Origin of the sequence: Xanthomonas sp. LMG 12462 (assembly GCF_009192885.1) — a bacterium.
Classification (GTDB): domain Bacteria; phylum Pseudomonadota; class Gammaproteobacteria; order Xanthomonadales; family Xanthomonadaceae; genus Xanthomonas_A; species Xanthomonas_A sontii.
Genome location: NZ_NMPP01000007.1, coordinates 66,046 through 85,689 on the forward strand (window position 1 = coordinate 66,046; position 19,644 = coordinate 85,689).

Consider the following 19,644-nt stretch of genomic DNA (forward strand, 5'->3'; position numbering starts at 1 on the left):
AGCATCGGCGCGCCGCGGCAGCCGGACAATGCGCGAATGCTTCAGGCAGACTTCGGCAACGACGAAGGCGGGAGCATCGATGCACCTGGATTTCACCGATCTGCGGCTGTTCCTGGCGGTGGCCGAGGCCGGCAGTATCACCGCCGGTGCCGATCGCGCGGCACTGTCGCTGGCCGCGGCCAGTGCACGCATCCGCGCGTTGGAGACGCAGCTTGGCGTCGCGCTGTTCGCGCGCGGCCCGCGTGGCGTTGGCCTCACCGCGGCCGGCACCGCGCTGCTGCGGCACGCGCGGGAGTTGCTGCGGCAGGCTGAGGCGATGCGCAGCGAACTGGGCGAGTACGCCGGCGGCCACCCGGCCAGCGTGCGCCTGCTGGCCAATACCGCGGCGCTGTCGGAATGGTTGCCGGAACTGCTGGCCGAGTTCCTGGTGGCGCACCCGCGCATCGATCTGGCGCTGCGCGAGCAGGGCAGCGTCGCCGCGGCCGACGCGCTGCGCGAGCAACGCGCCGACCTGGCGGTGATCGCCGATCACGCCGATCTGCAGGGCCTGCAGGCGCACCCGTTTCGGCAGGATCGGCTGGTGCTGGTGGCCGCGGCCACGCATCCGCTGGCGCAGGCGCCGCAGTTGCGGTTCTCGGAGGTATGGCAGGCGCAGTTGCTCGGCCTGGCCGAGGACAGCGCACTGCAGCAGCATCTGCGGATCCATGCCACGCGTGCCGGTGGCCAGCTGCGCATCCGCGCGCAGGTGCACGGCATCGAACCGCTGTGCCGCATGCTGGCGCGCGGCGCCGGCGTGGCAATCCTGCCGCAGGCGGCGCTGGAGCGGGTCAGCGTGCGTGCGCAGTTGGTCGCGGTACCGCTGCAGGAGCCGTGGGCGCTGCGCCAGTTGTTGATCGTCTGGCGACCGACACCGGCGCCGTCGCCGCCAGTGCAGCAGGTCCTGGATTGGCTGTGCGCGCATGCGGCGCCGGCGGCCTGAGGATCCGTCGACTGACGCCTCTGACGATGCGCTTGCGCAATGGTGCAGCGAGGCATCGTTAACTGGCGGGCGCGGGCCTTGTTACGCTGTTCGGGATCGCTTGCGAGGGCTGTTCCCCGGTGACGCGTGTCGCGGCTGAAGCTGCTCCTGCGGACGCACGGCCCTCTGTTAGCGCAGTTGCTTGCTGTGGGAGGGACTTCAGTCCCGCCTGCTACCGGAGCCGGATGCTTTTCGGTGCGAGATTGCGACGGAAGAACTGGGCGGATCACGCGCTTCTGCGTTGGCTCTGCCGGAGGTGTTGCCTGTCTTGCAGTGCTCGATGTGGCCTTGGCCAGCCAGCGACGCCAAGGCCTTTCGCGTCATGCGCGTCGCGGCTGATACCGAACAGATAGGGACCGCTCCCGTTCGTGGGCCTGCGGTCCATGCCGCAGGCCCACGCGCGTCACTGCGGCCAGGCGAACGTGGCGATCACCGGAAAATGGTCGGACGGCCAGTGGCCCTGCGGCCGCGCGTCGAGCGTGGCGTAGTCGGTTGCTTTGAGCCCGCGCGAGAGGATCCAGTCGATGCGCCGGTCGGGATGGCCGGTGAAATCGTGGAAGGTCGCTTCCGGGCCCCGCGGCTGCGCCACCTGCGTGCGCGCATCAGCCAGGCTGGCGGTGAGGGTGCGGTAGGTCGGCGAGTCCGGCACCGTGTTGAAGTCGCCGGTCAGCACCACCGGCACGTCCGCCGGCAGCGCCTTCAGCCGCGACACGATCAGCGCCGCGCCCTTGGCGCGCGCCGCTTCGTCCTCGTCGCGATAGGGCAGATGGGTGTCGAACAGGTAGAAGCGGCGGCCATCGCCGATGCGCTCGAACAGGCCCCAGTTGACCATGCGCGGCAGCGGATGGCCCCAGCTGATGCTGCCCATCACCTCCGGCGTGTCCGACAGCCAGAAGTGTCCCGAGTCCAGCAGCTTCAGCGCGTGGCTGTCGTAGAACACACCCATGCGTTCGCCGTCGTCCTTGCCGTCGCGGCTGGGGCCGAACCAGCGGTACTCCGGCAGTTGCGCGGCCAGGTAGTCGGCCTGGCGCTGGACCAGTTCCTGTGTGCCGAACACATCCGGGTGCTGCGCGCGGATCAGCGCGGCCATCGCGCTGCGGCGCACGTCCCAGCGCTTGTCGCCGTCGGTATCGACCGGCACGCGGACGTTGAAGCTCATTACCTTGAGCGGGGCCGGCGCGGCGGGCGTTGCGGGCGTGCGCGCCTGCGCTGGCGCGATGCACGCGCTCAGCACCAGCAGCAGAGGAAGCGCGAGCTTGCGCGCGGACGACAGCGACAGCGACATGGCAGATCTCGACAGGAGCGGAGCACGCGATGGTGGCACGGCGGTGGTGTCGGTGGCCACCGCGTGGCGCGCCTGCCGAGCGGCGATCAGTTGAACGCCGACAGCGCCTGGGTCAGTTTCCCGTTGTTGTCGACCGCACCCATCGTGTAGCCCTGCCAGCCCGGATACGCGTCGGGTTCCCAATAGAACACGCCCAGGCCACGGCTGCCGAGCGCGCGGGTCTTGGTGAGCAGATCGGCCAACATCGCGCGGGTGGTCGCGGCCTGCTGCCAGTCCATGCCGACCTCGCTGACGATCACGTCCGACCCGTAGCGCGCCACCATGTCCTGCATGTTGCTGGCGATCTGGGTGTTGGCGCTCTGCCAGGCATTGGGGGACGGGTAGTGCGACATGCCGACCACGTCCCACTTGCCGCCGGCCGACTTGAGGCTGTCGAAGAACCAGCGGAAGGTCGCGTTGTCGTGGCCGTTGGCCAGGTGCACGATCACCTTGGCATTGGGGTAGACCGACTTGCTGGCGTTGTAGCCGCTGTTGATCAGTTGCGCGAGGTTGCCGAAGTTGGGCGTCTTGCCGTCCGGCCACAGCATGCCGCTGTTGATCTCGTTGCCCACCTGCACCCAGCTCACGTCGATGCCGTTGGACTTGAGGTAGGACAGGATGCCGCTGGTGTGCGAATACACGTCCTTCACCAGGGTGGCGAAGTCGTGGTTGTTCCAGGCCGCCGGCTTGGTCTGCTTGCCGGGATCGGCCCAGCTGTCGCTGTAGTGGAAGTCGATCATGATGCGCATGCCCTGCGCCTTGGCCCGCTTGGCCATATTCAGCGTGTCGGCGCCGTCGTTCCAGCCGCCCTGCGGATTGACCCACACGCGCAGCCGGATCGCGTTGACGCCGGTGCCCTTGAGCAGCGAGAAGAAATCGGTGGTGGCGCCGGAGGCGTTGCGGAATACGCGACCGCTGCTCTCCTGCTGGTCGATCCAACTGACATCGGCGCCCTTGGCGAAGGTCTGCGCCATGGCCGGCGCACACAGACAGGCGAGCAACAACACCAGCAGCCAGGCGGACACGCGCTTGCTCGATCGGTTCATGCGATTCTCGCGATGATGGGAGGAGGGAAGGGGGGCGTCATGCGGCCCCGAGGAGTGGGCGCAGCGACGTGCCGGGCTGTCCCCCGCGGCCGCGGCGCGCACGAGGCTAGCGCGATCGTCACGGCGACGCGCGCTGCACTGCAGCGGTGCTGTCGCGACGTCCGCAAGCGCTGTCTGGAATGGCCGATGAATCTGCGCGGTGCGTCACTTGACGCGATACGGCATCGGCGTAGCATTCCGCTCACGCCAAGGGACAGACCCGCGGCGATCCACCCAACCGTGAGGGATGCTCATGGAGTTCGACTATCTGGTGTTCATCGGGCGCTTCGAGCCCTTCCACAACGGTCACGCCGCCGTTGCCCGCCACGCCCTGGCGCGCGGTCAGAAACTCATCTTCCTGATCGGCTCGGCCGAGACTCCCCGCACCATCCGCAATCCCTGGACCGTTGCCGAGCGCAGCGTGATGATCCAGGCCGCGCTGGAAGGCGCCGGCGAGCGGCTGATCCTGCGGCCGTTGCGCGACCATCTGTACAACGAAAGCCAGTGGATCGCCGCGGTGCAGTCCAGGGTGGCCGAGGCGGTGCGCAGCGACGGCGGCAGCGCCGAGGCGCGGATCGGCCTGATCGGCATGGACAAGGACGCCAGCAGCTACTACCTGCGCGAATTCCCGCAGTGGCCGCTGGTCGACGTGCAGCACACCGAGACGCTGTCGGCGACCGAACTGCGCCGTTACCTGTTCGAGGCCGGCAGCATCGATTTCCACGGCGCGCTGCTGATGCTGCGCGGCAACGTGCCGACGCCGGTGTTCGACATGCTCGAGGCGTTCCGCAAGAACTCGCCGTCGTATGCCGAACTGCTCGCCGAGTACCAGTTCATCGAGCAGTACCGCGCCGCCTGGAAGGAGGCGCCGTATCCGCCGACCTTCGTCACCGCCGATGCGGTGGTGGTGCATTCCGGGCACGTGCTGCTGGTGCGCCGCCGCGCGGCGCCGGGCAAGGGCCTGTGGGCGCTACCCGGCGGCTTCGTCGGCCAGCAGGAGAGCATCCTCGACGCCTGCCTGCGCGAACTGCGCGAGGAGACCCGGCTGAAGATTCCGGTGCCGGTGCTCAAGGGCTCGCTGAAGAACCGCCACGTGTTCGACCACCCCGAGCGCAGCCTGCGTGGGCGCACCATCACCCACGCCTTCCACTTCGAGTTCGTGTTCGGCGAACTGCCCGAGGTGCGCGGCGGCGACGACGCCGACAAGGCGCGCTGGGTGCCGGTCAGCGAAGTGCTGGGCATGGGTCCGAAACTGTTCGAAGACCATCTGCACCTGCTCGAATTCTTCCTGGGCCGCGGCTGACGCGGCCTTCCCGGCCGGCGGACAGACCGCCGGCTTTCCCAGACGCGAAGGAGCTTCCGTCATGCAATGCCTGAACAACCTGCTGCTCAACACCGACAGCTACAAGGCCAGCCACTGGCTGCAGTACCCGCCCGGCACCGACGCCACGTTCTTCTACGTGGAATCGCGCGGCGGCGTCTACGACCGCACCGTGTTCTTCGGGCTGCAGTCGATCCTCAAGGAGGCGCTGGGCCGCCCCGTCACCCATGCCGACATCGACGAGGCGCGCGACCTGTTCGCCGCGCACGGCGAGCCGTTCAACGAAGCGGGCTGGCGCGACATCGTCGACCGCCTCGGCGGCCAGTTGCCGATCCGCATCCGCGCCGTGCCCGAGGGCAGCGTGGTGCCGACCCACAACGCGCTGATGACCATCGAGTCCACCGACGCGCAGGCCTACTGGGTGCCGTCGTACCTGGAGACGCTGCTGCTGCGCATCTGGTACCCGGTGACCGTGGCCACGGTGAGCTGGCATGCCAAGCAGACCCTGCGCCAGTTCCTGGAGCGCACCAGCGACGATCCGGACGGGCAGTTGCCGTTCAAGCTGCACGACTTCGGCGCGCGCGGCGTGTCCAGCCTGGAATCGGCGGCGATCGGCGGCGCGGCGCACCTGGTCAACTTCCTCGGCACCGACACCGTGTCCGGGCTGTTGCTGGCGCGCGCGCACTACCACGAGCCGATGGCCGGCTATTCGATCCCCGCCGCCGAGCACAGCACCATCACCAGTTGGGGCCGCGAGCGCGAGGTCGATGCGTACCGCAACATGCTCAAGCAGTTCGGCAAGCCCGGTGGCGTGGTCGCGGTTGTGTCGGACAGCTACGACATCTTCCACGCGATCCGCGAGCACTGGGGCACCACGCTGCGCGAGGAGGTGATCGCCTCCGGCGCCACCGTGGTGATCCGCCCGGACTCCGGCGATCCGGTGGCGGTGGTGCACCAGTGCCTGGAACTGCTCGACGAGGCCTTCGGCCACAGCGTCAACGGCAAGGGCTACAAGGTGCTCAACCACGTGCGGGTGATCCAGGGCGACGGGGTCAACCCGACCAGCATCCGCGCGATCCTGGAGCGCATCACCAGCGCCGGCTACGCCACCGACAATCTGGCCTTCGGCATGGGCGGCGCGTTGCTGCAACGGCTCGACCGGGACACCCAGAAGTTCGCGTTGAAGTGCTCGGCCGCCCGCGTCGACGGCCGCTGGATCGACGTGTACAAGGATCCGGTCACCGACAAGGGCAAGCTCAGCAAGCGCGGCCGCATGCGCCTGCTGCGCCACCGCGAGTACGGCAGCTACCGCACCGAGCCGGTGGCGCCAGACGCGGTGTCGGCCGAAGCGGTCGCCGGCCCGGCCGGTTACGACGATGCGATGGTCACCGTGTGGGAGAACGGCCGCCTGCTGCACGACTGGACCTTCGCCGAGGTACGCGAGCGCGCGAACGCCGCGCGCCTGTAGGAGGTGGCCATGCACGCCTCCCTGCCGAGTCCGCCGCCATTGAGCGGCGGCTCGCCGCTGTTCGCCGCGCTGCGCGCCAGCACCCCGCATCTGGAATGGCGGGTGCCGGCCGCGGCGGATGCGTCGCGCTGGCGACGTCAGCGCATCGGCGCGCGCGACTACCGCGTCGCGCAGCCGGTGACCTTCACTCCTTACGCGTCGGTGCGGCCGTGTTCGGCGCGCTGCCGTTTCTGCTCGGAAACCCTGCGGCCGCAGGCCGGCGGCACCGCCGCGGCCAGCCTGCGGCCGCCGCCGGACTACTTCGCGCAGCTGCGTCAGGCATTGGCGCAGTTGCGCGGGCTGCCGCTGTCGCATTCGCTGTCGGGGCTGGAGATGACCGACGACGAAGACTGGTTCGTGGAACTGCTGCAGACCCTGGGCACGGCCGAGCGCGAGGGACTGCTGGTCGAACAGCGGGTGCTGTACAGCAACGGCGCTGGTTTCGCCCGCGGCCACGGCGAGCTCTTGCTGCAGGCGTTGCAGCGCTTCGGTCTGTCGTGGATCGAGCTGTCGCGGCACCATCCGCAGCAGGCGCAGAACGATGCGATCATGCGTTTCCGCCCCGGCGAGGCGATCGCCGATGCGGAGGTGTTCGTCGCCACTGCGCAACGCATCGCCGAAGCGCTGCCGTTGCGCCTGGTGTGCATCCTGCAGCACGGCGGCATCGCCGATGCCGACGGCGTCGCGGCCTACCTGGACTGGGCGCGCGCCTGCGGTGCGCGCACGGTGATCTTCCGCGAATTCTCCCGGCTCGGCGACGGCTACCGCGATGGCGGCACCGCACGCTATCTCACTCAGGCGCGGGTCGTGGTGGAGCAGGTGCTCGGCGCCTGCATGGCCGCGCCGTGGTGGCGCGAATTGCAGCCGCTGCAGATCACCGAGGGCTACTACTTCTGGAACCTGCGCCTGGCCACCGCCGACGGCATGGAGGTGGTGTTCGAGACCTCCGACTACGGGGCGATGCACGCGCGCCACGACAGCGGCGACATCTACAAGCTGGTGTTCTTCGCCGACGGCCGGCTGTGCGCCGGCTGGCAGCCGGACCGCGATCTGCTGTGGCGGGCGCCGCATGGATAGCCGCAGCTGGTGGACGCCGTTGCCGGATCCGCCCGAGCATCGGCTGCCGGAGGACCTGCGCCAGCGCGATCCGCTGGGCGCGCGCGACTGCGGCTGGGTCGGGCAGATGCGTCCGTTCGTGCGCCACTTCAGCGCGCTGGGCGAGCGCGTGCTGGATCCGTTCTGCGGCTTCGGCAGCACCTTGCTCGCGGCCGAACTGGAAGGCCGCCACGGCGTCGGCCTTGAGATCGACGCGGCGCGCGCGGCGCTGGCGCGTGAACGGCTGCAGCGGCTCGGCCTGCACGCCGAGGTGCTGGACGGCAGCTTGCCGCACTACGCGCCGTCCGCGCCGGTGGACCTGTGCCTGACCAACGTGCCGTACTTCGGCTGTGCCTGGCCGGCCGCGGCGGCGCCCGACCAGCTCTACGCCAGTGCCGACTACGCCGCCTACCTGCACGGCCTGCGCGCGGTGTTCCATGGAGTCCGCCGCCACCTGCGCAAGGACGGCTTCTGCATCGCGATGGTGGAGAACGTCCAACTTGGCGCGGCCACGGTGCCGCAGGCCTGGGACCTGGCGCGGATCCTCGGCAGCCTGTTCGCGCCCTGTCCCGAGCGGGTGCTGTGCTACCCGCGCGAGACCGCGCAGCCGCTGGCGCCCGGCGACACCCGCAGCGACCGCAGCCACGAGTACGCGCTGATCTTTCAGCACCGGCGCCAGCGCATCGACCTGGCGGGTACGGCGCAGTTGCTGGAGGCGCTGCGCGCCGACGGTTTCGCCTTCGCGTTGTACGGCAGCTATCCGCGCTGGCTGGCCGATCCGGCGGCGGCACCGCGCCTGCCCGGCGACGTCGACCTGCTGCTGCCGCGCGACCTGGACGGCCTGCTGCGGCTGCTCGACTGGCTGCGCGCGCGTGGCTTCCTGCTGAGCCTGTGGGGCGAGCCGCTGGCGGTGCCGCCGACCCTGGAACTGCTCGACGCCCATCATTACCTGCGCGCCGAACGTCGCGATCGCCACAGCGGCCTGCTGCGCGTGGACCTGGCGCTGGAACCCGCCGCCGCCTGACGCGGTGGCGGCCAGCCTGCCCATCTCGCTAACCGCGGGATGAGCGGCCGCGGCGGCGTCAAGGCCGCGCCCACGCGCTTGCGGCTATCCTTTGCCGCGGTTCCCTCTCTCCGGTCAACGGCCTATGTCCGCTCCCTCCAAGGTTCTCGCCATTTCCGCGCTCGCGCTGATCGCGATCGGTCTGAGCGGCTGTTTCGCGCGCAAGCAGGACGGCTTGGTGAAAGAGACCTTCAATTCCGACAACACCTATTCGCGCAACTACCCGGTGCAGCCGGCGCAGGCCTGCGAATCGGCGCGGCGCGCGCTGCTGAGCCAGGGCTACGTGGTCTCCAAGGCCACCGCCGATGCGGTGGAAGGCACCAAGAACTTCCAGCCCAGCGACGAGTTGCACGAGCAACTGGAACTGCGCGTGTCCTGCGTCGCGCATGGGCAGGACGAATCCTGGGTGTTCGTCAGTGCCTTGCAGGACCGCTATGCACTGAAGAAGAGCCCGACCTCGGCCAGCGTCGGCGTCGGCGTGCTCGGCTCGGTGTCCCTGCCGATCGGCAGCAGCGACGACTCGATGGTGCGGGTCGCCAGCAGTACGGTGCAGGACGGCGACTTCTACAAGCGCTTCTTCCAGCTGATGAGCGAATACCTGCCCAAGAGCAAGCCGGCACCGGAGCCGTCTGCGCATCCGTCCGCGGCGGTGACGGCGCCGGCGCCGGCAGCGCCCGCACCTGTACCTGCAGCGTCGACGGTGCCGACGCCGCCGGCGGCCGCAGCGCCCACGTCGCCGCCGGCACCCGCGGCCGCCACTGCGGCGCAGCCGCCCGTCGCGACCGCGCCTCCGAGCGGCGAGCCCGGCGGCGCCGACTGATTCAGGCGTTGCTACACAAGCTGAATGTGGCCGATTTCGCTTCACGAACCATTCGCGAATCCGGTGAGAAGGTGGCGCCCGTCGAGAGCGCGGTGCTTGTGCATCGGCTCCGCCACCCAGGAGCAATCAGCATGAACACTCTCAAATCCGCCTTGTGTCTTTCTGTCCTCGCCATCGCCACGGCCGCCGCGCCGCTGGCCGAGGCGCAGCGTCACTACGGTCCCGAGGACGCCGGCCGCCGCTTCAGCGACGGCACCCGCGTGCACTGCAAGAAGGTCGCGGTGCGCAAGAACAGCACCGATCCGGACCGCATCGGCGGCACCCTGGCGGGCGCGGCGATCGGCGGCTTGCTGGGCAACCAGATCGGCAAGGGCGATGGCCGCAAGCTGGCCACGGTCGGCGGCGCGGTCGCCGGTGGCGCCACGGGCCGTTACATCCAGGGCCAGCGTCAGCAGGCCAATGGCAATCGCGTGGTCGAGACCGTCTGCAAGCGTTATTGAGTCGCGCGACCGCATCGTGTTGGTCGGTGCCTGACGCCGACCCGGCAACCTGATGCAGCACGCCCCGGCGGAGGCCTCCGCCGGGGCGTTTTTTTGCGGTGCCGGTTGCGACGTTGCGCGATTCGGCGCCGCGGCGGCTCAATCGGCGAGCAGATCGCGCAGTGCCGCGTCCAACTGCGGATACCGGAACACATAACCCTCGCGTTGCGCACGTGTCGGCAGCACGCGCTGGCTGCCCAGCAACAGCTCGGCCATCTCGCCGAAGCCGAGGCGTAATGCCGCCGCCGGCATCGGCAGCAGCGCCGGACGATGCAGGGTGGCGGCGAGTTGCTGCGCGAACGTGGCATTGGTCGCCGGCGCCGGCGCGGTGGCGTCGTAGGCGCCTTCGCCGCCTTGCTGCAGCAGCCACAGCAGCAACCCGACCTGATCGTCGCGGTGGATCCAGCTCATCCACTGGCGGCCATCGCCCATGCGCCCGCCCATGCCGAAGCGGAAGGGCAGCAGCATCCGCGCCAGCGCGCCGCCGTCGCGGCCCAGCACCACGCCGGTGCGGACCAGGCTGGTGCGCACGCCCAGGTCCTGCGCGCGCAGCGCTTCCGCCTCCCAGTCGCGGCAGAGCTGGGCGGCAAAGTCGTCGCCCGGCGTGCTGGTTTCGTCCAGGACCTCGTCGCCGCGGTCGCCGTAGTAGCCGATCGCCGAGCCGGAGATCAGGCAGCCCGGGCGCTGCGCGGCGTCGAGTCCGCTCATCCAGTCGATCAGGGCGCGGGTGGTGCCGATGCGCGAGGTGCGGAAGCGGCGCTTGCGGGTGGCGCTCCAGCGGCCTTCGGTCAGCGGTTCGCCGGCGAGATTGATCACCGCATCGGCGGGTGCGGCGTGCTGCAGATCGTCCAGCACCTGCACCGCCGGCAACAGGCGCGCCGCGCGTACGGGGTCGCGGGTCAGCACGCTGACCCGGTGCCCGGCGTCGAGCAGGGCCGGGCACAGCGCGCGGCCGATGAATCCGGTGCCTCCGGTAACGAGCACGTGCATGCAGGGGGTCGCTTGCGCCAAGGGAGCCGCAGTGTAGGTGCGCCGGGCATGGCGGAAGAGTGAACGCCGGGGGTGTCGGTGCCGCGGCGTTGTGTTTCGCGACGCCTGCACGGGCGAGGCGGCACGCTGCGCGTGCGCCGCCGCCACGTGGCCAACGGAAACTCCTGTTCGTGATGTCCGCTCCATGATCCGACCATCGAGGTTCGCTTGCCCGCCGTGGCTTCGCCGCGGCGTCGGTCTGCTGCTGGCCGCGCTGCCGGCCAGTGCCGCGGCCACGGCCGCGCCAGCGCCGGCCGACCAGGCCAGCGCGGCTTGCCTGGCCGCACTGCTGGAGCGGCTCGGTTGGCACATCGGCACGACCAGCGCGGCGCAGCCGCAGATCGCCGCCGGCGCACCCTGCGAACGCGGTTCACTGGCCGAGGCGCAGGCGCACGGCGATCTGCAGGCGGCCTTGCCCGCGGCTTGGAACGACGCGCAACGGCAGCAGGCCTTGCGTGCCTTGCTGGACACGCCGGCCACGCAGTGCGGCTACTTCCTGCAACTGGGGGCGGCCACCACGCGCGCGGTCGCACGCCTGCAGGCCAATCCCGGCTACCGTTTCTCGGCGCTGCAACTGGGCTGGATCGGCTTCGGCCTGCGCGGCGCGCAGGCGCAGGGCTGGGAACGCTTCCGCAGCTTCGGCCGCGGCTATCGCCCGGCCGGCGGCAATGCGCAGGCGATCGAGGCGTTCTACAGCGGCCATGTGCGTTCGGAATGCGGCGTCGGCCGGCAGATCGCGCAACTGGCCACACAGCGCGAACTGTATGGCGACACGGCGTTCGATCGTGCGTTCAGCGCCGACGAGCTGTCGATCGGCACCTTCCTGACCCTGCACGACACCGATAGCATCCTGCTCGGCGCGCACGCTGGCGATTTCTTCGCCGACGGCAAGGCAGTCAGGACCGCGCAGCGCGGCCGTGCGGCCTTCCTCGGTGCGCCCGGCTACATCGTGCACGTGTTCGAGCGCCGCTACCTGGACGACATCAACAACCAGGCCGAGAACTTCGTGGTCGCCGCGGTCAGCGCCGAGGCCGCTACGGCATTGCGTGCGCACGGTGGCTTCGCCTACTACGACGCCCAGAACCGCCGCATCTGGGAGCTGGCGCGGGCGCTGCGCGGCCCGGGGCGGGAGCGCTTCGAGCGCTTGCTGTACGCGCGCGACCGGGCACTGCGCGCACGCCTGGATCCGGCGCAGCAGGCGGTGCTCGCGCAACTCGACGCCTTGCTCGACGATCCGTTCTACCGTGGCTTCGCGGTCTACGTGCATCCCAAGGGCGTCAAGCCGATCGGGTATCACGTGGTGCGGCTGCTGGATCGCAATCCGCGCACGCCGTTCGCGATCGAGCTGACCCTGCATAACCTGCACACCACGCTGTACCAGCGCTGGCGCGACCTGCAACTGTACGACTGTGCGCAAACGCCGCCGCCGGCACCTGCCGCCGCATCGGCGCCTTAGCTGCGCGTCACGTCGGCATCGCCGCTTCGTGAGACCCTAACCCTCCTTTTTTCGAACCGGGAACGACGCATGGAACTGGGACTTGTAGGCTTGGGCCGGATGGGCGCCAACATGGCCGAGCGGCTGGTGCGCGGCGGGCATCGCGTGGTCGGTTTCGACCTGGGCGAGGCCGCGCGCAGCGCGGCGCAGCAGCGCGGGGTCGACGCGGTCGACAGCATGGCCGCGCTGATCGCGGCGCTGCCGGCACCGCGCGCGGTGTGGCTGATGGTGCCGGCCGGCAAGGTCGTCGACGACACCCTGGCGGCGTTGCTGCCGTTGCTCGGCAAGGGCGACGTGGTGATCGACGGCGGCAATTCCTACTACAAGGATTCGATGCGCCGCGCCGGCGAACTCGCCGCGCACGGCATCGCCTATGTCGACTGCGGCACCAGCGGCGGCGTGTGGGGCCTGCGCGAGGGCTACAGCCTGATGATCGGCGGCGACACCGCCGCGGTGCAGCGCTTGCACGACGTGTTCGCGACCCTGGCGCCGGCTGCCGATGCCGGTTGGGGACACGTCGGCCCCAGCGGTGCCGGCCACTTCACCAAGATGGTCCACAACGGCATCGAGTACGGAATGATGCAGGCCTATGCCGAAGGCTTCGCGCTGATGGGGCGCAAGCAGGAGTTCGCGCTGGACCTGCACCAGGTGGCCGAGGTCTGGCGCCAGGGCAGCGTGGTGCGTTCGTGGCTGCTGGACCTGTGCGCCGATGCGCTGGGCGAGAATCCGACCCTGGCCGGCATCGCGCCGTTCGTCCAGGACTCCGGCGAGGGCCGCTGGACCGTGGCCGAGGCGATCGACCTGGACGTGCCGGCGCCGGTGATCACCCTCTCGCTGCTGGAGCGGCTGCGCTCGCGCGACGACGATTCGTTCGCCGACAAGTTGCTGGCGGCGATGCGCAACCAGTTCGGCGGCCATGCGATCAAGCACGAGGGCGGCGACGCGCCCGCGCCGGGCGGTACGCGCCCGGCCTGAGGCCCGGCGCTCAATCCAGCGTGACGCTGCAGCCGGAGGCGGCGCTGCGCACGCCTGCCTCCAGCAGCCGCATCACCGCCAGCGCCTGCGCCGCATCCACCGGCGCAGGCGCGCGACCCGCGATCGCCTCGCGAAAGGCCGCATAGCAGTCGCGGTAATCGCCGCGCGGCGCGGGCAGGGTCTGGACGGCGTGGGTGCCGTCGGCGCCGACCAGGCGCAATTGGCCGGGCAGGGGATCCTCGCCCCAGCCGGGCGCGCCCGGCGCGACGCCCGCGCGCAATTGCGCTTCCTGCGTGTCCAGGCCGTGCTTGACGTAGCTGCCGCCGCTGCCGTGGACCGCAAAGCGCAGGCCGTTGGCGGCGACCAGCGAGCCGGCATGCAGCACCACCCGCAGCCGCGGATAGCGCAGCACTGCATGCACGTAATCCACGGTCTGCGCGCCGGGGCGTTGCAGCGCCAGATCGGCCTGCAACGCCTGCGGCGGCCCGAACAGTTGCAGGGCCTGATCGAGCAGATGCGGCCCCAGGTCGAACCACAGCCCCGAGCCGGGGAGTGCGTGCTCGCGCCAGCGGTCGCCGACCTGCGGACGATGGCGGTCGAAGTGCGAATGGAACTCGGCGATCTCGCCCAGCGTGCCCGCCTCCAGCAAGGCGCGCACGCCCAGGAAGTCGCCGTCCCAGCGTCGGTTCTGGAACACGCTGACGATGCGGTCGGCGCGCTGCGCCTGGTCGAGCACCTGTTGCGCTTCGGCCACGTCCAGGGTGAATGGCTTGTCCACCAGCACGTGCTTGCCCTGGGCCAGGGCGGCCAGCGCCAGTGGCGCGTGGGTCTGGTTGGGCGTGGCGATCACCACCGCATCGATCCGCGGATCGGCGAAGGCCTGCGCCGCATCGGCGACCACGTGCGCCTGTGGCCAGGCCGCATGCACCACCTCGGCCTGGCGCGAGACCACGGTGTGCAGGTGCAGGCCGGGCGTGTGTGCGATCAGCGGCGCATGGAAGGTGCGGCCGACGTAGCCGAAGCCGAGCAGGGCGAGATTGAAGTCGGACATGGGCGCAGGCGGCAGCGGCGGGACGCCAGTATCGCCTGGGCTGCGTGGGCGGATTGCGCATTCACGCTGCGGCGATTCTTCGGTCACGCCGCCTGTACGACGGCCTGGCGGAGACTGCGCGCACATTCAGCGGAGGAAGACACGATGAAGACGATCAATGCACGCACCCTGCTTGGCGCCACCCTGGTGGCCGGTTTCGCGTTCGGCGCGGGTCAGGCGTTCGCAGCCGGCCAGGCCGCCAGCGCCAAGGACCACGGCACCATGGGCCAGCAGGACACGATGCAGCACGACACCATGGCCCATGACACGACTCGCCACGACTCCAAGGAGCCGGTCACCGACACCTGGATCACCACCAAGGTGAAGGCCGATCTGCTGGCCACCAAGAACGTGTCGGGCACCGAGATCAAGGTCGACACCGTCAACGGCACGGTCAAGCTGTCCGGCGCGGTCGCGACCAAGGCCGAGAAGGACAAGGCCGTGGCGGTCGCCAAGAAGATCGACGGGGTCAAGAAGGTGGATGCGGCCGACCTGAAGGTCAGCGCCGCCGCCAAGAAGTAAGCATTGCGATCCGCCGCCGCGGGTGGGGATGCGACGAGGCGCCCCACCCGCGACAGCCGGTCTGCGACGCACCCTGCGGGGTGCGTTTTTTTTGGGGGGGGCAAATTCGCGACGGAAATCGCATTTCGCGTCGCATTGACACCCGCTCAGACATCATGCCTTCATGTTCGTCAACGGATCACGCGCGATGTTGGAGACCCAACCCCACCCGGCTGCGGGGCACGCGGCCGCGGCTGCCGAGGCGCTGGGCGCCGCGTTGTCCGGCCATGGCGCGCAGCCGTCACTGCTGCTGCCGGCGGTGCGCCGGCTGGAAGCGCAGTTGAGCATGCTGTTGACCACGTTTCACGACGACACCGGGTTCTGGCCGGCGTTCTCCGTGCTGATGCAGGAACTGGATCAGGGCCTGAGCCAATCCGAGCGCCGGCGCCTGCGCAGCCACGCCGATTTCCTGCTGGTCCGCGCCGGCATGCCGGCCTGGACCCTGATCGGCGCCACCGCCGGTTCCATTCCGCCCCCGGCGCGCCGGCCCTGAGCGCGGCGCGCGCGTGGCACTCCCGCGGGGGGCCGCAGGCCGCCCGTTTCGTCGTGCGCGCGGCCTGGGATAGAGTCCTTGCAGGTACCGCGATCGGGGTGTCGCGCTTCCGCTGAACAATTCATCTGCTGCCGGGGAAGATGGGCGACAATGCGCGCCCGCGATGGCCGCAGCCGTTCCTTCTTTTGACGCACCAGCTATGCAGACCATCGCCAAACACGATGCTTGGGACCGCTGGCGGCTGCCGTTGCTGGCGCTGGCCGTCGTCCTGATCGTCATCCTGCCCTCGCTGCTGCTGCGGCAGATGAATGCCAGCACCCTGCGTGCGGCGGACTGGGTCGGCCACAGCCAGGAAGTGACCGCCACCTTGAACGCGATGGAAGCGGACATGCGCGACATGGAGTCGGCGGCGATGGCGATGTCGCACGGCGTGCAGTCGCCGATCCTGACCGCGCGCCTGCAGCAGGCGCGCAACTCGATGCAGCCGACGCTGGCGCACCTGGCCGAGCTGACCCGCGACAACCCGGACCAGCAGATCCGCGTCGGCCGCCTGCAGAGCACGCTGGAGCGGCGCGGCCTGATCGCCGAGCGGATCGCGCAGACCCGCGATCCGGAGCGGATCCGCGCGCTGATCCAGGACATGACCTCCGACAATCCAGTGCGCGGCCTGATCGCCGAGCTGCAGCGGCGCGAGGACGAACTGCTGAGCGAGCGGACCGCCGACGCCGAGCAGCGCCGCATGCTCGCCTCGATGATGAGCTGGACCTCGCTGGTGGTGCAGCTGTTGTTGCTGGGCCTGGTGATCTGGCTGTTGCAACGGCAGATCGGCCGGCGCCTGGATGCCGAGCGCCACATGCTGCGCGCCAACGGCCGCGCCGCGGCGGTGCTGCAGACCGTGCGCGAGCCGATCGTGCTGCTCGACAACGGGCAGCGGATGCTGATGCACAACACCGCCTTCGCCGAACTGTACGGCATGGACCTGGCGGATCCGCCGAAGCTGCTCGCCGACGTCGGCGACGGCGTCTGGCAGGATCCGGTGATCGTGCAGCGCTTGGCCGACGTGCTGCTGCGCGGACGCGAATTGTGGGATTTCGAGCACGAACAACTTGGCGCGGACGGCGTACCAAGGACCATGCTGCTGAATGCGCGGCGCATGCCGCTGCCGGACAGCGAGGACGAAGTGGTCTTGATGACGGTCAGCGACATCACCCTGCAGAAAACCGCGCAACAGCGCATCCAGGAGCTGAACCGGCAACTGGAGGGCAAGATCGAGCAGGTGTCCGAAGTCAATCGTGAACTGGAGGCGTTCAGCTACTCGGTCTCGCACGACCTGCGCGCGCCGCTGCGCCATGTCGCCGGCTTCGCCGACAAGCTGGTTCGCCATCTGGGCGATGGCGCCGACGAGAAGAGCCGCCACTACCTGGAGGTGATCGGCACCTCGGCGCGGCGCATGGCTTCGCTGATCGACGACCTGCTGGTGTACTCGCGCCTTGGCCGCAGTGCGCTGCGCCTGCAGGCGGTGGACATGCAGTCGCTGGTGGCGGAGACGCGTTCGGTGCTCGACGCCAACTACCAGTCCGACCATGGCGACAGCGGGCATCGCATCGAATGGAGCATCGCGCCGTTGCCGATCCTGGTCGCCGACGAGAACATGATGCGCCAGCTGTGGCTGAACCTGCTCGGCAATGCGGTCAAGTACAGCGCCAAGCGCGAGGTCGCGCAGATCGAGGTCGGCTACCAGGTGCAGCCGGACGGCAGCCATCACTTCAGCGTGCGCGACAATGGCGCAGGCTTCGACATGACCTATGCGGCCAAGCTGTTCGGCGTGTTCCAGCGCCTGCACAAGGCCAGCGAGTATTCCGGCACCGGTATCGGCCTGGCCAGCGTGCGCCGCGTGCTGACCCGCCATGGCGGCCATATCTGGGCCGAGTCCGCCCCCGACCAGGGCGCCACCTTCCATTTCGTCTTGCCCCCGGCGCCCGAAGCGCCCACTACCGAGTTCATCGCATGACCGCCATCCGCACCATCCTGCTTGCCGAAGACAGCCCCGCCGATGCCGAAATGGCGGTGGATGCGTTGCGCGACGCGCGTCTGGCCAATCCCATCGTGCACGTCGAGGACGGCGTGGAGGCGATGGACTACCTGCTGCGCCGCGGCGCCTATGCCGACCGCGAGGAAGGCCTGCCGGCCGTGCTGCTGCTGGACATCAAGATGCCGCGCATGGACGGCCTGGAAGTGCTCAAGCTGGTGCGCAGCGAGGAGTCGCTCAAGCGCCTGCCGGTGGTGATCCTGTCGTCCTCGCGCGAGGAAAGCGACCTGGCCCGCAGCTGGGACCTGGGCGTGAACGCATATGTGGTCAAGCCGGTGGACGTGGACCAGTTCTTCACCGCGGTGAAGACCCTGGGCACCTTCTGGGCGCTGATCAACCAGGCGCCGGACAAAGAGTAAGCGCGCATGCCCACCACCGGCCCCAGGCTTGGCCCGATCCGGATCCTCATGGTCGAGGATTCGCCGGAGGATGCCGAGCTGCTGTCCGACCAGTTGCTGGACGCCGGCCTGGAGGCGACCTTCCGCCGCGTGGAAAGCGAGCCGACCCTGCGCGAGGCGCTGGGCGAGTTCGCCCCGGACATCGTGCTGTCGGACCTGAGCATGCCCGGGTTCTCCGGGCACGAGGCGCTGCGGGTGGTACGCGAGGACGGCAACGCCGTGCCCTTCATCTTCGTCTCCGGCACCATCGGCGAGGAGACCGCGGTGGAGGCGCTGCGCGACGGCGCCAACGACTACATCATCAAGCACAACCCGACCCGCCTGCCGTCGGCGGTGGCGCGGGCGATCCGCGAGGCCCGCACCGAGCGCGAGCGGCAGCGGGTGGAGCGCGAACTGATGCGCGCGCAGCGGCTGGAGAGCCTGGCCCTGCTCGCCGCCGGGCTCAGCCACGACCTGCGCAACATCCTGCAGCCGCTGCTGATCGTGCCGGAACTGATCGTCGGTCGCAGCGACGATCCGCAACTGCGGCACCTGGCCGACGTCATCGCCGAGTGCGGCCGGCGCGGCCACGAAATGGCCGAGTCGATGCTCTCGTTCGTGCGCGGCTCGCGCACGCCCAGCGAGCCGGTGCGCATCGCCGAACTGTTCCAGGCGGTGCAGATGCTGCTCAAGAGCAGCCTCCCGGAGCGAGTGACGCTGCAGGCGGACGTGGCCGATCCGGGGCTGTCGATCGAAGCCAACTACACCGAACTGCAGCAGTGCCTGCTCAACCTCGGCCTCAACGCGATCCAGGCGATGCCCGACGGCGGCCAGCTGAGCTTCTCGGCGGCGCCGGCGATCGGCGCCGACGGCAGCGAGCAGGTGCGCATCCTGGTCCGCGACAGCGGCATGGGCATGGATGCGGAGACCCAGGCGCGGCTGTTCAGTCCCTTCTTCACCACCAAGCCGGACGGTACCGGCCTGGGCCTGATCTCGTGCAAGCGCATCGTCGAAAGCTACGGCGGCCGGATCGGCGTGGACAGCACGCCGGGCCAGGGCACCTGCTTCGAAATGCTGATCCCGCTGCGCGCGCCGGTGCCGTCGTTCGAGCCGGAGCCGTCGCTGCCGATGGGCAAGGGCCAGCGCGTGCTGCTGGTCGACGGCGAGGCCACGCGGCTGTCGCTGCTCGGCAATGCGCTGTCCAGCCAGGGCTACCGTCCGCAGTTGGCGTCCGACGGCGCCGCCGCGCTGCGCGACGTCGAAGAGCACGGTCTGCCGGACCTGGTGATCGTCGACAGCGACATCATCCTGCTGTCGGCGGTACGCCTGCTGCTGGCGCTGCAGGACCTGGGCTACCAGGGCCCGGCGATCGTGCTCGAGGACACCGGCACCAACCTGGAGCGCGACCACTTCCCCGCCGACATCGCCGTGCACGTCCTGCGCAAGCCGCTGGAAATGCAGCGCGTGTTCCGGGCTGTGGCGCATGCCCTTGAGAGTGGTTGAGGCGCTGGGAATGGGGATTGGGGGAATCGGGAATGGGAAAGGCAAAAGCCAAAGCCGATGCTCATTGCTGCATGGCGACCGTATCTCCAGTGCCAGCTGCGCGATGACGTGACTCGTTTATCTGGAGTCACCGAGAGAGGCAAAGCTCACCGGATCCGATAAGTGCAGCTTGGAACGCAAGGGCAACGGATGACGCCTCAGCGGCCATCATGTCTCAGCGCAGCTCCGCGATCCGGCTGTTCCGATTCCCCATTCCCGAT

The 19,644-nt window shown here is 69.6% G+C and carries 18 protein-coding genes; 14 read left to right on the top strand and 4 right to left on the bottom strand.

Translation table 11 applies throughout. From position 1 onward, the window contains the following. The first annotated feature begins 79 nt into the window (after nt 1–79). Entirely contained in the window at nt 80–979 is a 900-nt protein-coding gene (locus CEK69_RS02615) for a LysR substrate-binding domain-containing protein (protein ID WP_152243641.1), read from the top strand. A 442-nt stretch (nt 980–1,421) separates the two neighbouring features. Here the strand turns inward: CEK69_RS02615 and CEK69_RS02620 are convergent, their stop codons facing one another. Then, nucleotides 1,422–2,303: an endonuclease/exonuclease/phosphatase family protein gene (locus CEK69_RS02620; RefSeq protein ID WP_152243643.1), complete on the bottom strand. Its 882-nt coding sequence runs from the start codon at nt 2,301–2,303 to the stop codon at nt 1,422–1,424. Nucleotides 2,304–2,389: 86 nt separating this feature from the next. Beyond that, nucleotides 2,390–3,388 (bottom strand): arabinogalactan endo-1,4-beta-galactosidase, encoded by a 999-nt coding sequence (locus tag CEK69_RS02625; RefSeq protein WP_152243645.1) that lies wholly within the window; start codon nt 3,386–3,388, stop codon nt 2,390–2,392. 286 nt (nt 3,389–3,674) lie between these two features. On the opposite strand from CEK69_RS02625, the gene CEK69_RS02630 reads away from it, so the two are divergent. From CEK69_RS02630 to CEK69_RS02655, 6 genes are all read left to right on the top strand, one after another. Continuing rightward, a complete protein-coding gene (locus tag CEK69_RS02630) occupies nt 3,675–4,730 on the top strand; it encodes a bifunctional nicotinamide-nucleotide adenylyltransferase/Nudix hydroxylase (protein ID WP_152243646.1) in 1,056 nt (351 codons plus the stop codon). Between the two features lie 61 nt (nt 4,731–4,791). Next, on the top strand, nt 4,792–6,216 hold the full coding sequence (locus CEK69_RS02635; protein WP_152243648.1) for a nicotinate phosphoribosyltransferase: 1,425 nt from the start codon (nt 4,792–4,794) through the stop codon (nt 6,214–6,216). 9 nt (nt 6,217–6,225) lie between these two features. After that, nucleotides 6,226–7,332: a hypothetical protein gene (locus CEK69_RS02640; protein ID WP_152243650.1), complete on the top strand. Its 1,107-nt coding sequence runs from the start codon at nt 6,226–6,228 to the stop codon at nt 7,330–7,332. Beyond that, nucleotides 7,325–8,374, top strand: coding sequence for a DNA methyltransferase (locus CEK69_RS02645; RefSeq protein WP_152243652.1), 1,050 nt, complete (start codon nt 7,325–7,327; stop codon nt 8,372–8,374). The genes CEK69_RS02640 and CEK69_RS02645 overlap by 8 nt, the downstream gene beginning before the upstream one ends. Nucleotides 8,375–8,498: 124 nt before the next feature. After that, nucleotides 8,499–9,233 carry a DUF2242 domain-containing protein gene (locus CEK69_RS02650; RefSeq protein ID WP_152243654.1) on the top strand — a complete coding sequence of 245 codons (735 nt, stop codon included), beginning with the start codon at nt 8,499–8,501 and terminating at the stop codon, nt 9,231–9,233. Between the two features lie 131 nt (nt 9,234–9,364). Then, entirely contained in the window at nt 9,365–9,733 is a 369-nt protein-coding gene (locus CEK69_RS02655; RefSeq protein ID WP_026143726.1) for a glycine zipper 2TM domain-containing protein, read from the top strand. A gap of 138 nt (nt 9,734–9,871) precedes the next feature. Here the strand turns inward: CEK69_RS02655 and CEK69_RS02660 are convergent, their stop codons facing one another. Then, nucleotides 9,872–10,762 carry a TIGR01777 family oxidoreductase gene (locus tag CEK69_RS02660; protein WP_152243656.1) on the bottom strand — a complete coding sequence of 297 codons (891 nt, stop codon included), beginning with the start codon at nt 10,760–10,762 and terminating at the stop codon, nt 9,872–9,874. Between the two features lie 184 nt (nt 10,763–10,946). Here CEK69_RS02660 and CEK69_RS02665 point away from each other — a divergent pair, with 184 nt between their 5' ends. After that, a complete protein-coding gene (locus CEK69_RS02665; protein ID WP_152243658.1) occupies nt 10,947–12,257 on the top strand; it encodes a hypothetical protein in 1,311 nt (436 codons plus the stop codon). A 69-nt stretch (nt 12,258–12,326) separates the two neighbouring features. After that, nucleotides 12,327–13,271 carry a phosphogluconate dehydrogenase (NAD(+)-dependent, decarboxylating) gene (gnd, locus tag CEK69_RS02670; protein WP_148829914.1) on the top strand — a complete coding sequence of 315 codons (945 nt, stop codon included), beginning with the start codon at nt 12,327–12,329 and terminating at the stop codon, nt 13,269–13,271. A gap of 10 nt (nt 13,272–13,281) precedes the next feature. On the opposite strand, the gene CEK69_RS02675 is transcribed toward gnd, so the two are convergent. Next, nucleotides 13,282–14,322, bottom strand: coding sequence for an oxidoreductase (locus CEK69_RS02675; RefSeq protein ID WP_152243660.1), 1,041 nt, complete (start codon nt 14,320–14,322; stop codon nt 13,282–13,284). A 144-nt stretch (nt 14,323–14,466) separates the two neighbouring features. Here CEK69_RS02675 and CEK69_RS02680 point away from each other — a divergent pair, with 144 nt between their 5' ends. From CEK69_RS02680 to CEK69_RS02700, 5 genes are all read left to right on the top strand, one after another. After that, nucleotides 14,467–14,883: a BON domain-containing protein gene (locus CEK69_RS02680; RefSeq protein WP_152243662.1), complete on the top strand. Its 417-nt coding sequence runs from the start codon at nt 14,467–14,469 to the stop codon at nt 14,881–14,883. 187 nt (nt 14,884–15,070) lie between these two features. Further along, a complete protein-coding gene (locus CEK69_RS02685; protein ID WP_226975011.1) occupies nt 15,071–15,415 on the top strand; it encodes a hypothetical protein in 345 nt (114 codons plus the stop codon). Between the two features lie 199 nt (nt 15,416–15,614). Continuing rightward, complete coding sequence (locus tag CEK69_RS02690; RefSeq protein WP_017911733.1) at nt 15,615–17,426, top strand: ATP-binding protein; 1,812 nt, start codon at nt 15,615–15,617, stop codon at nt 17,424–17,426. Then, nucleotides 17,423–17,863 carry a response regulator gene (locus CEK69_RS02695; RefSeq protein WP_010343137.1) on the top strand — a complete coding sequence of 147 codons (441 nt, stop codon included), beginning with the start codon at nt 17,423–17,425 and terminating at the stop codon, nt 17,861–17,863. The genes CEK69_RS02690 and CEK69_RS02695 overlap by 4 nt, the downstream gene beginning before the upstream one ends. A gap of 6 nt (nt 17,864–17,869) precedes the next feature. Then, on the top strand, nt 17,870–19,384 hold the full coding sequence (locus tag CEK69_RS02700) for a hybrid sensor histidine kinase/response regulator (RefSeq protein WP_152243664.1): 1,515 nt from the start codon (nt 17,870–17,872) through the stop codon (nt 19,382–19,384). Nucleotides 19,385–19,644 lie beyond the last annotated feature (260 nt).

What these genes read in the sequence shown, in the direction of transcription:
- gnd (WP_148829914.1), top strand. Translation starts at nt 12,327, where the DNA reads ATGGAACTGGGACTTGTAGGCTTGGGCCGGATGGGCGCCAACATGGCC.
- CEK69_RS02695 (WP_010343137.1), top strand. Translation starts at nt 17,423, where the DNA reads ATGACCGCCATCCGCACCATCCTGCTTGCCGAAGACAGCCCCGCCGAT.
- CEK69_RS02690 (WP_017911733.1), top strand. Translation starts at nt 15,615, where the DNA reads ATGCAGACCATCGCCAAACACGATGCTTGGGACCGCTGGCGGCTGCCG.
- CEK69_RS02700 (WP_152243664.1), top strand. Translation starts at nt 17,870, where the DNA reads ATGCCCACCACCGGCCCCAGGCTTGGCCCGATCCGGATCCTCATGGTC.
- CEK69_RS02660 (WP_152243656.1), bottom strand. Translation starts at nt 10,762, where the DNA reads ATGCACGTGCTCGTTACCGGAGGCACCGGATTCATCGGCCGCGCGCTG.
- CEK69_RS02615 (WP_152243641.1), top strand. Translation starts at nt 80, where the DNA reads ATGCACCTGGATTTCACCGATCTGCGGCTGTTCCTGGCGGTGGCCGAG.
- CEK69_RS02665 (WP_152243658.1), top strand. Translation starts at nt 10,947, where the DNA reads ATGATCCGACCATCGAGGTTCGCTTGCCCGCCGTGGCTTCGCCGCGGC.
- CEK69_RS02645 (WP_152243652.1), top strand. Translation starts at nt 7,325, where the DNA reads ATGGATAGCCGCAGCTGGTGGACGCCGTTGCCGGATCCGCCCGAGCAT.
- CEK69_RS02625 (WP_152243645.1), bottom strand. Translation starts at nt 3,388, where the DNA reads ATGAACCGATCGAGCAAGCGCGTGTCCGCCTGGCTGCTGGTGTTGTTG.
- CEK69_RS02635 (WP_152243648.1), top strand. Translation starts at nt 4,792, where the DNA reads ATGCAATGCCTGAACAACCTGCTGCTCAACACCGACAGCTACAAGGCC.
- CEK69_RS02685 (WP_226975011.1), top strand. Translation starts at nt 15,071, where the DNA reads ATGTTGGAGACCCAACCCCACCCGGCTGCGGGGCACGCGGCCGCGGCT.
- CEK69_RS02650 (WP_152243654.1), top strand. Translation starts at nt 8,499, where the DNA reads ATGTCCGCTCCCTCCAAGGTTCTCGCCATTTCCGCGCTCGCGCTGATC.
- CEK69_RS02675 (WP_152243660.1), bottom strand. Translation starts at nt 14,322, where the DNA reads ATGTCCGACTTCAATCTCGCCCTGCTCGGCTTCGGCTACGTCGGCCGC.
- CEK69_RS02680 (WP_152243662.1), top strand. Translation starts at nt 14,467, where the DNA reads ATGAAGACGATCAATGCACGCACCCTGCTTGGCGCCACCCTGGTGGCC.
- CEK69_RS02655 (WP_026143726.1), top strand. Translation starts at nt 9,365, where the DNA reads ATGAACACTCTCAAATCCGCCTTGTGTCTTTCTGTCCTCGCCATCGCC.
- CEK69_RS02630 (WP_152243646.1), top strand. Translation starts at nt 3,675, where the DNA reads ATGCTCATGGAGTTCGACTATCTGGTGTTCATCGGGCGCTTCGAGCCC.
- CEK69_RS02640 (WP_152243650.1), top strand. Translation starts at nt 6,226, where the DNA reads ATGCACGCCTCCCTGCCGAGTCCGCCGCCATTGAGCGGCGGCTCGCCG.
- CEK69_RS02620 (WP_152243643.1), bottom strand. Translation starts at nt 2,303, where the DNA reads ATGTCGCTGTCGCTGTCGTCCGCGCGCAAGCTCGCGCTTCCTCTGCTG.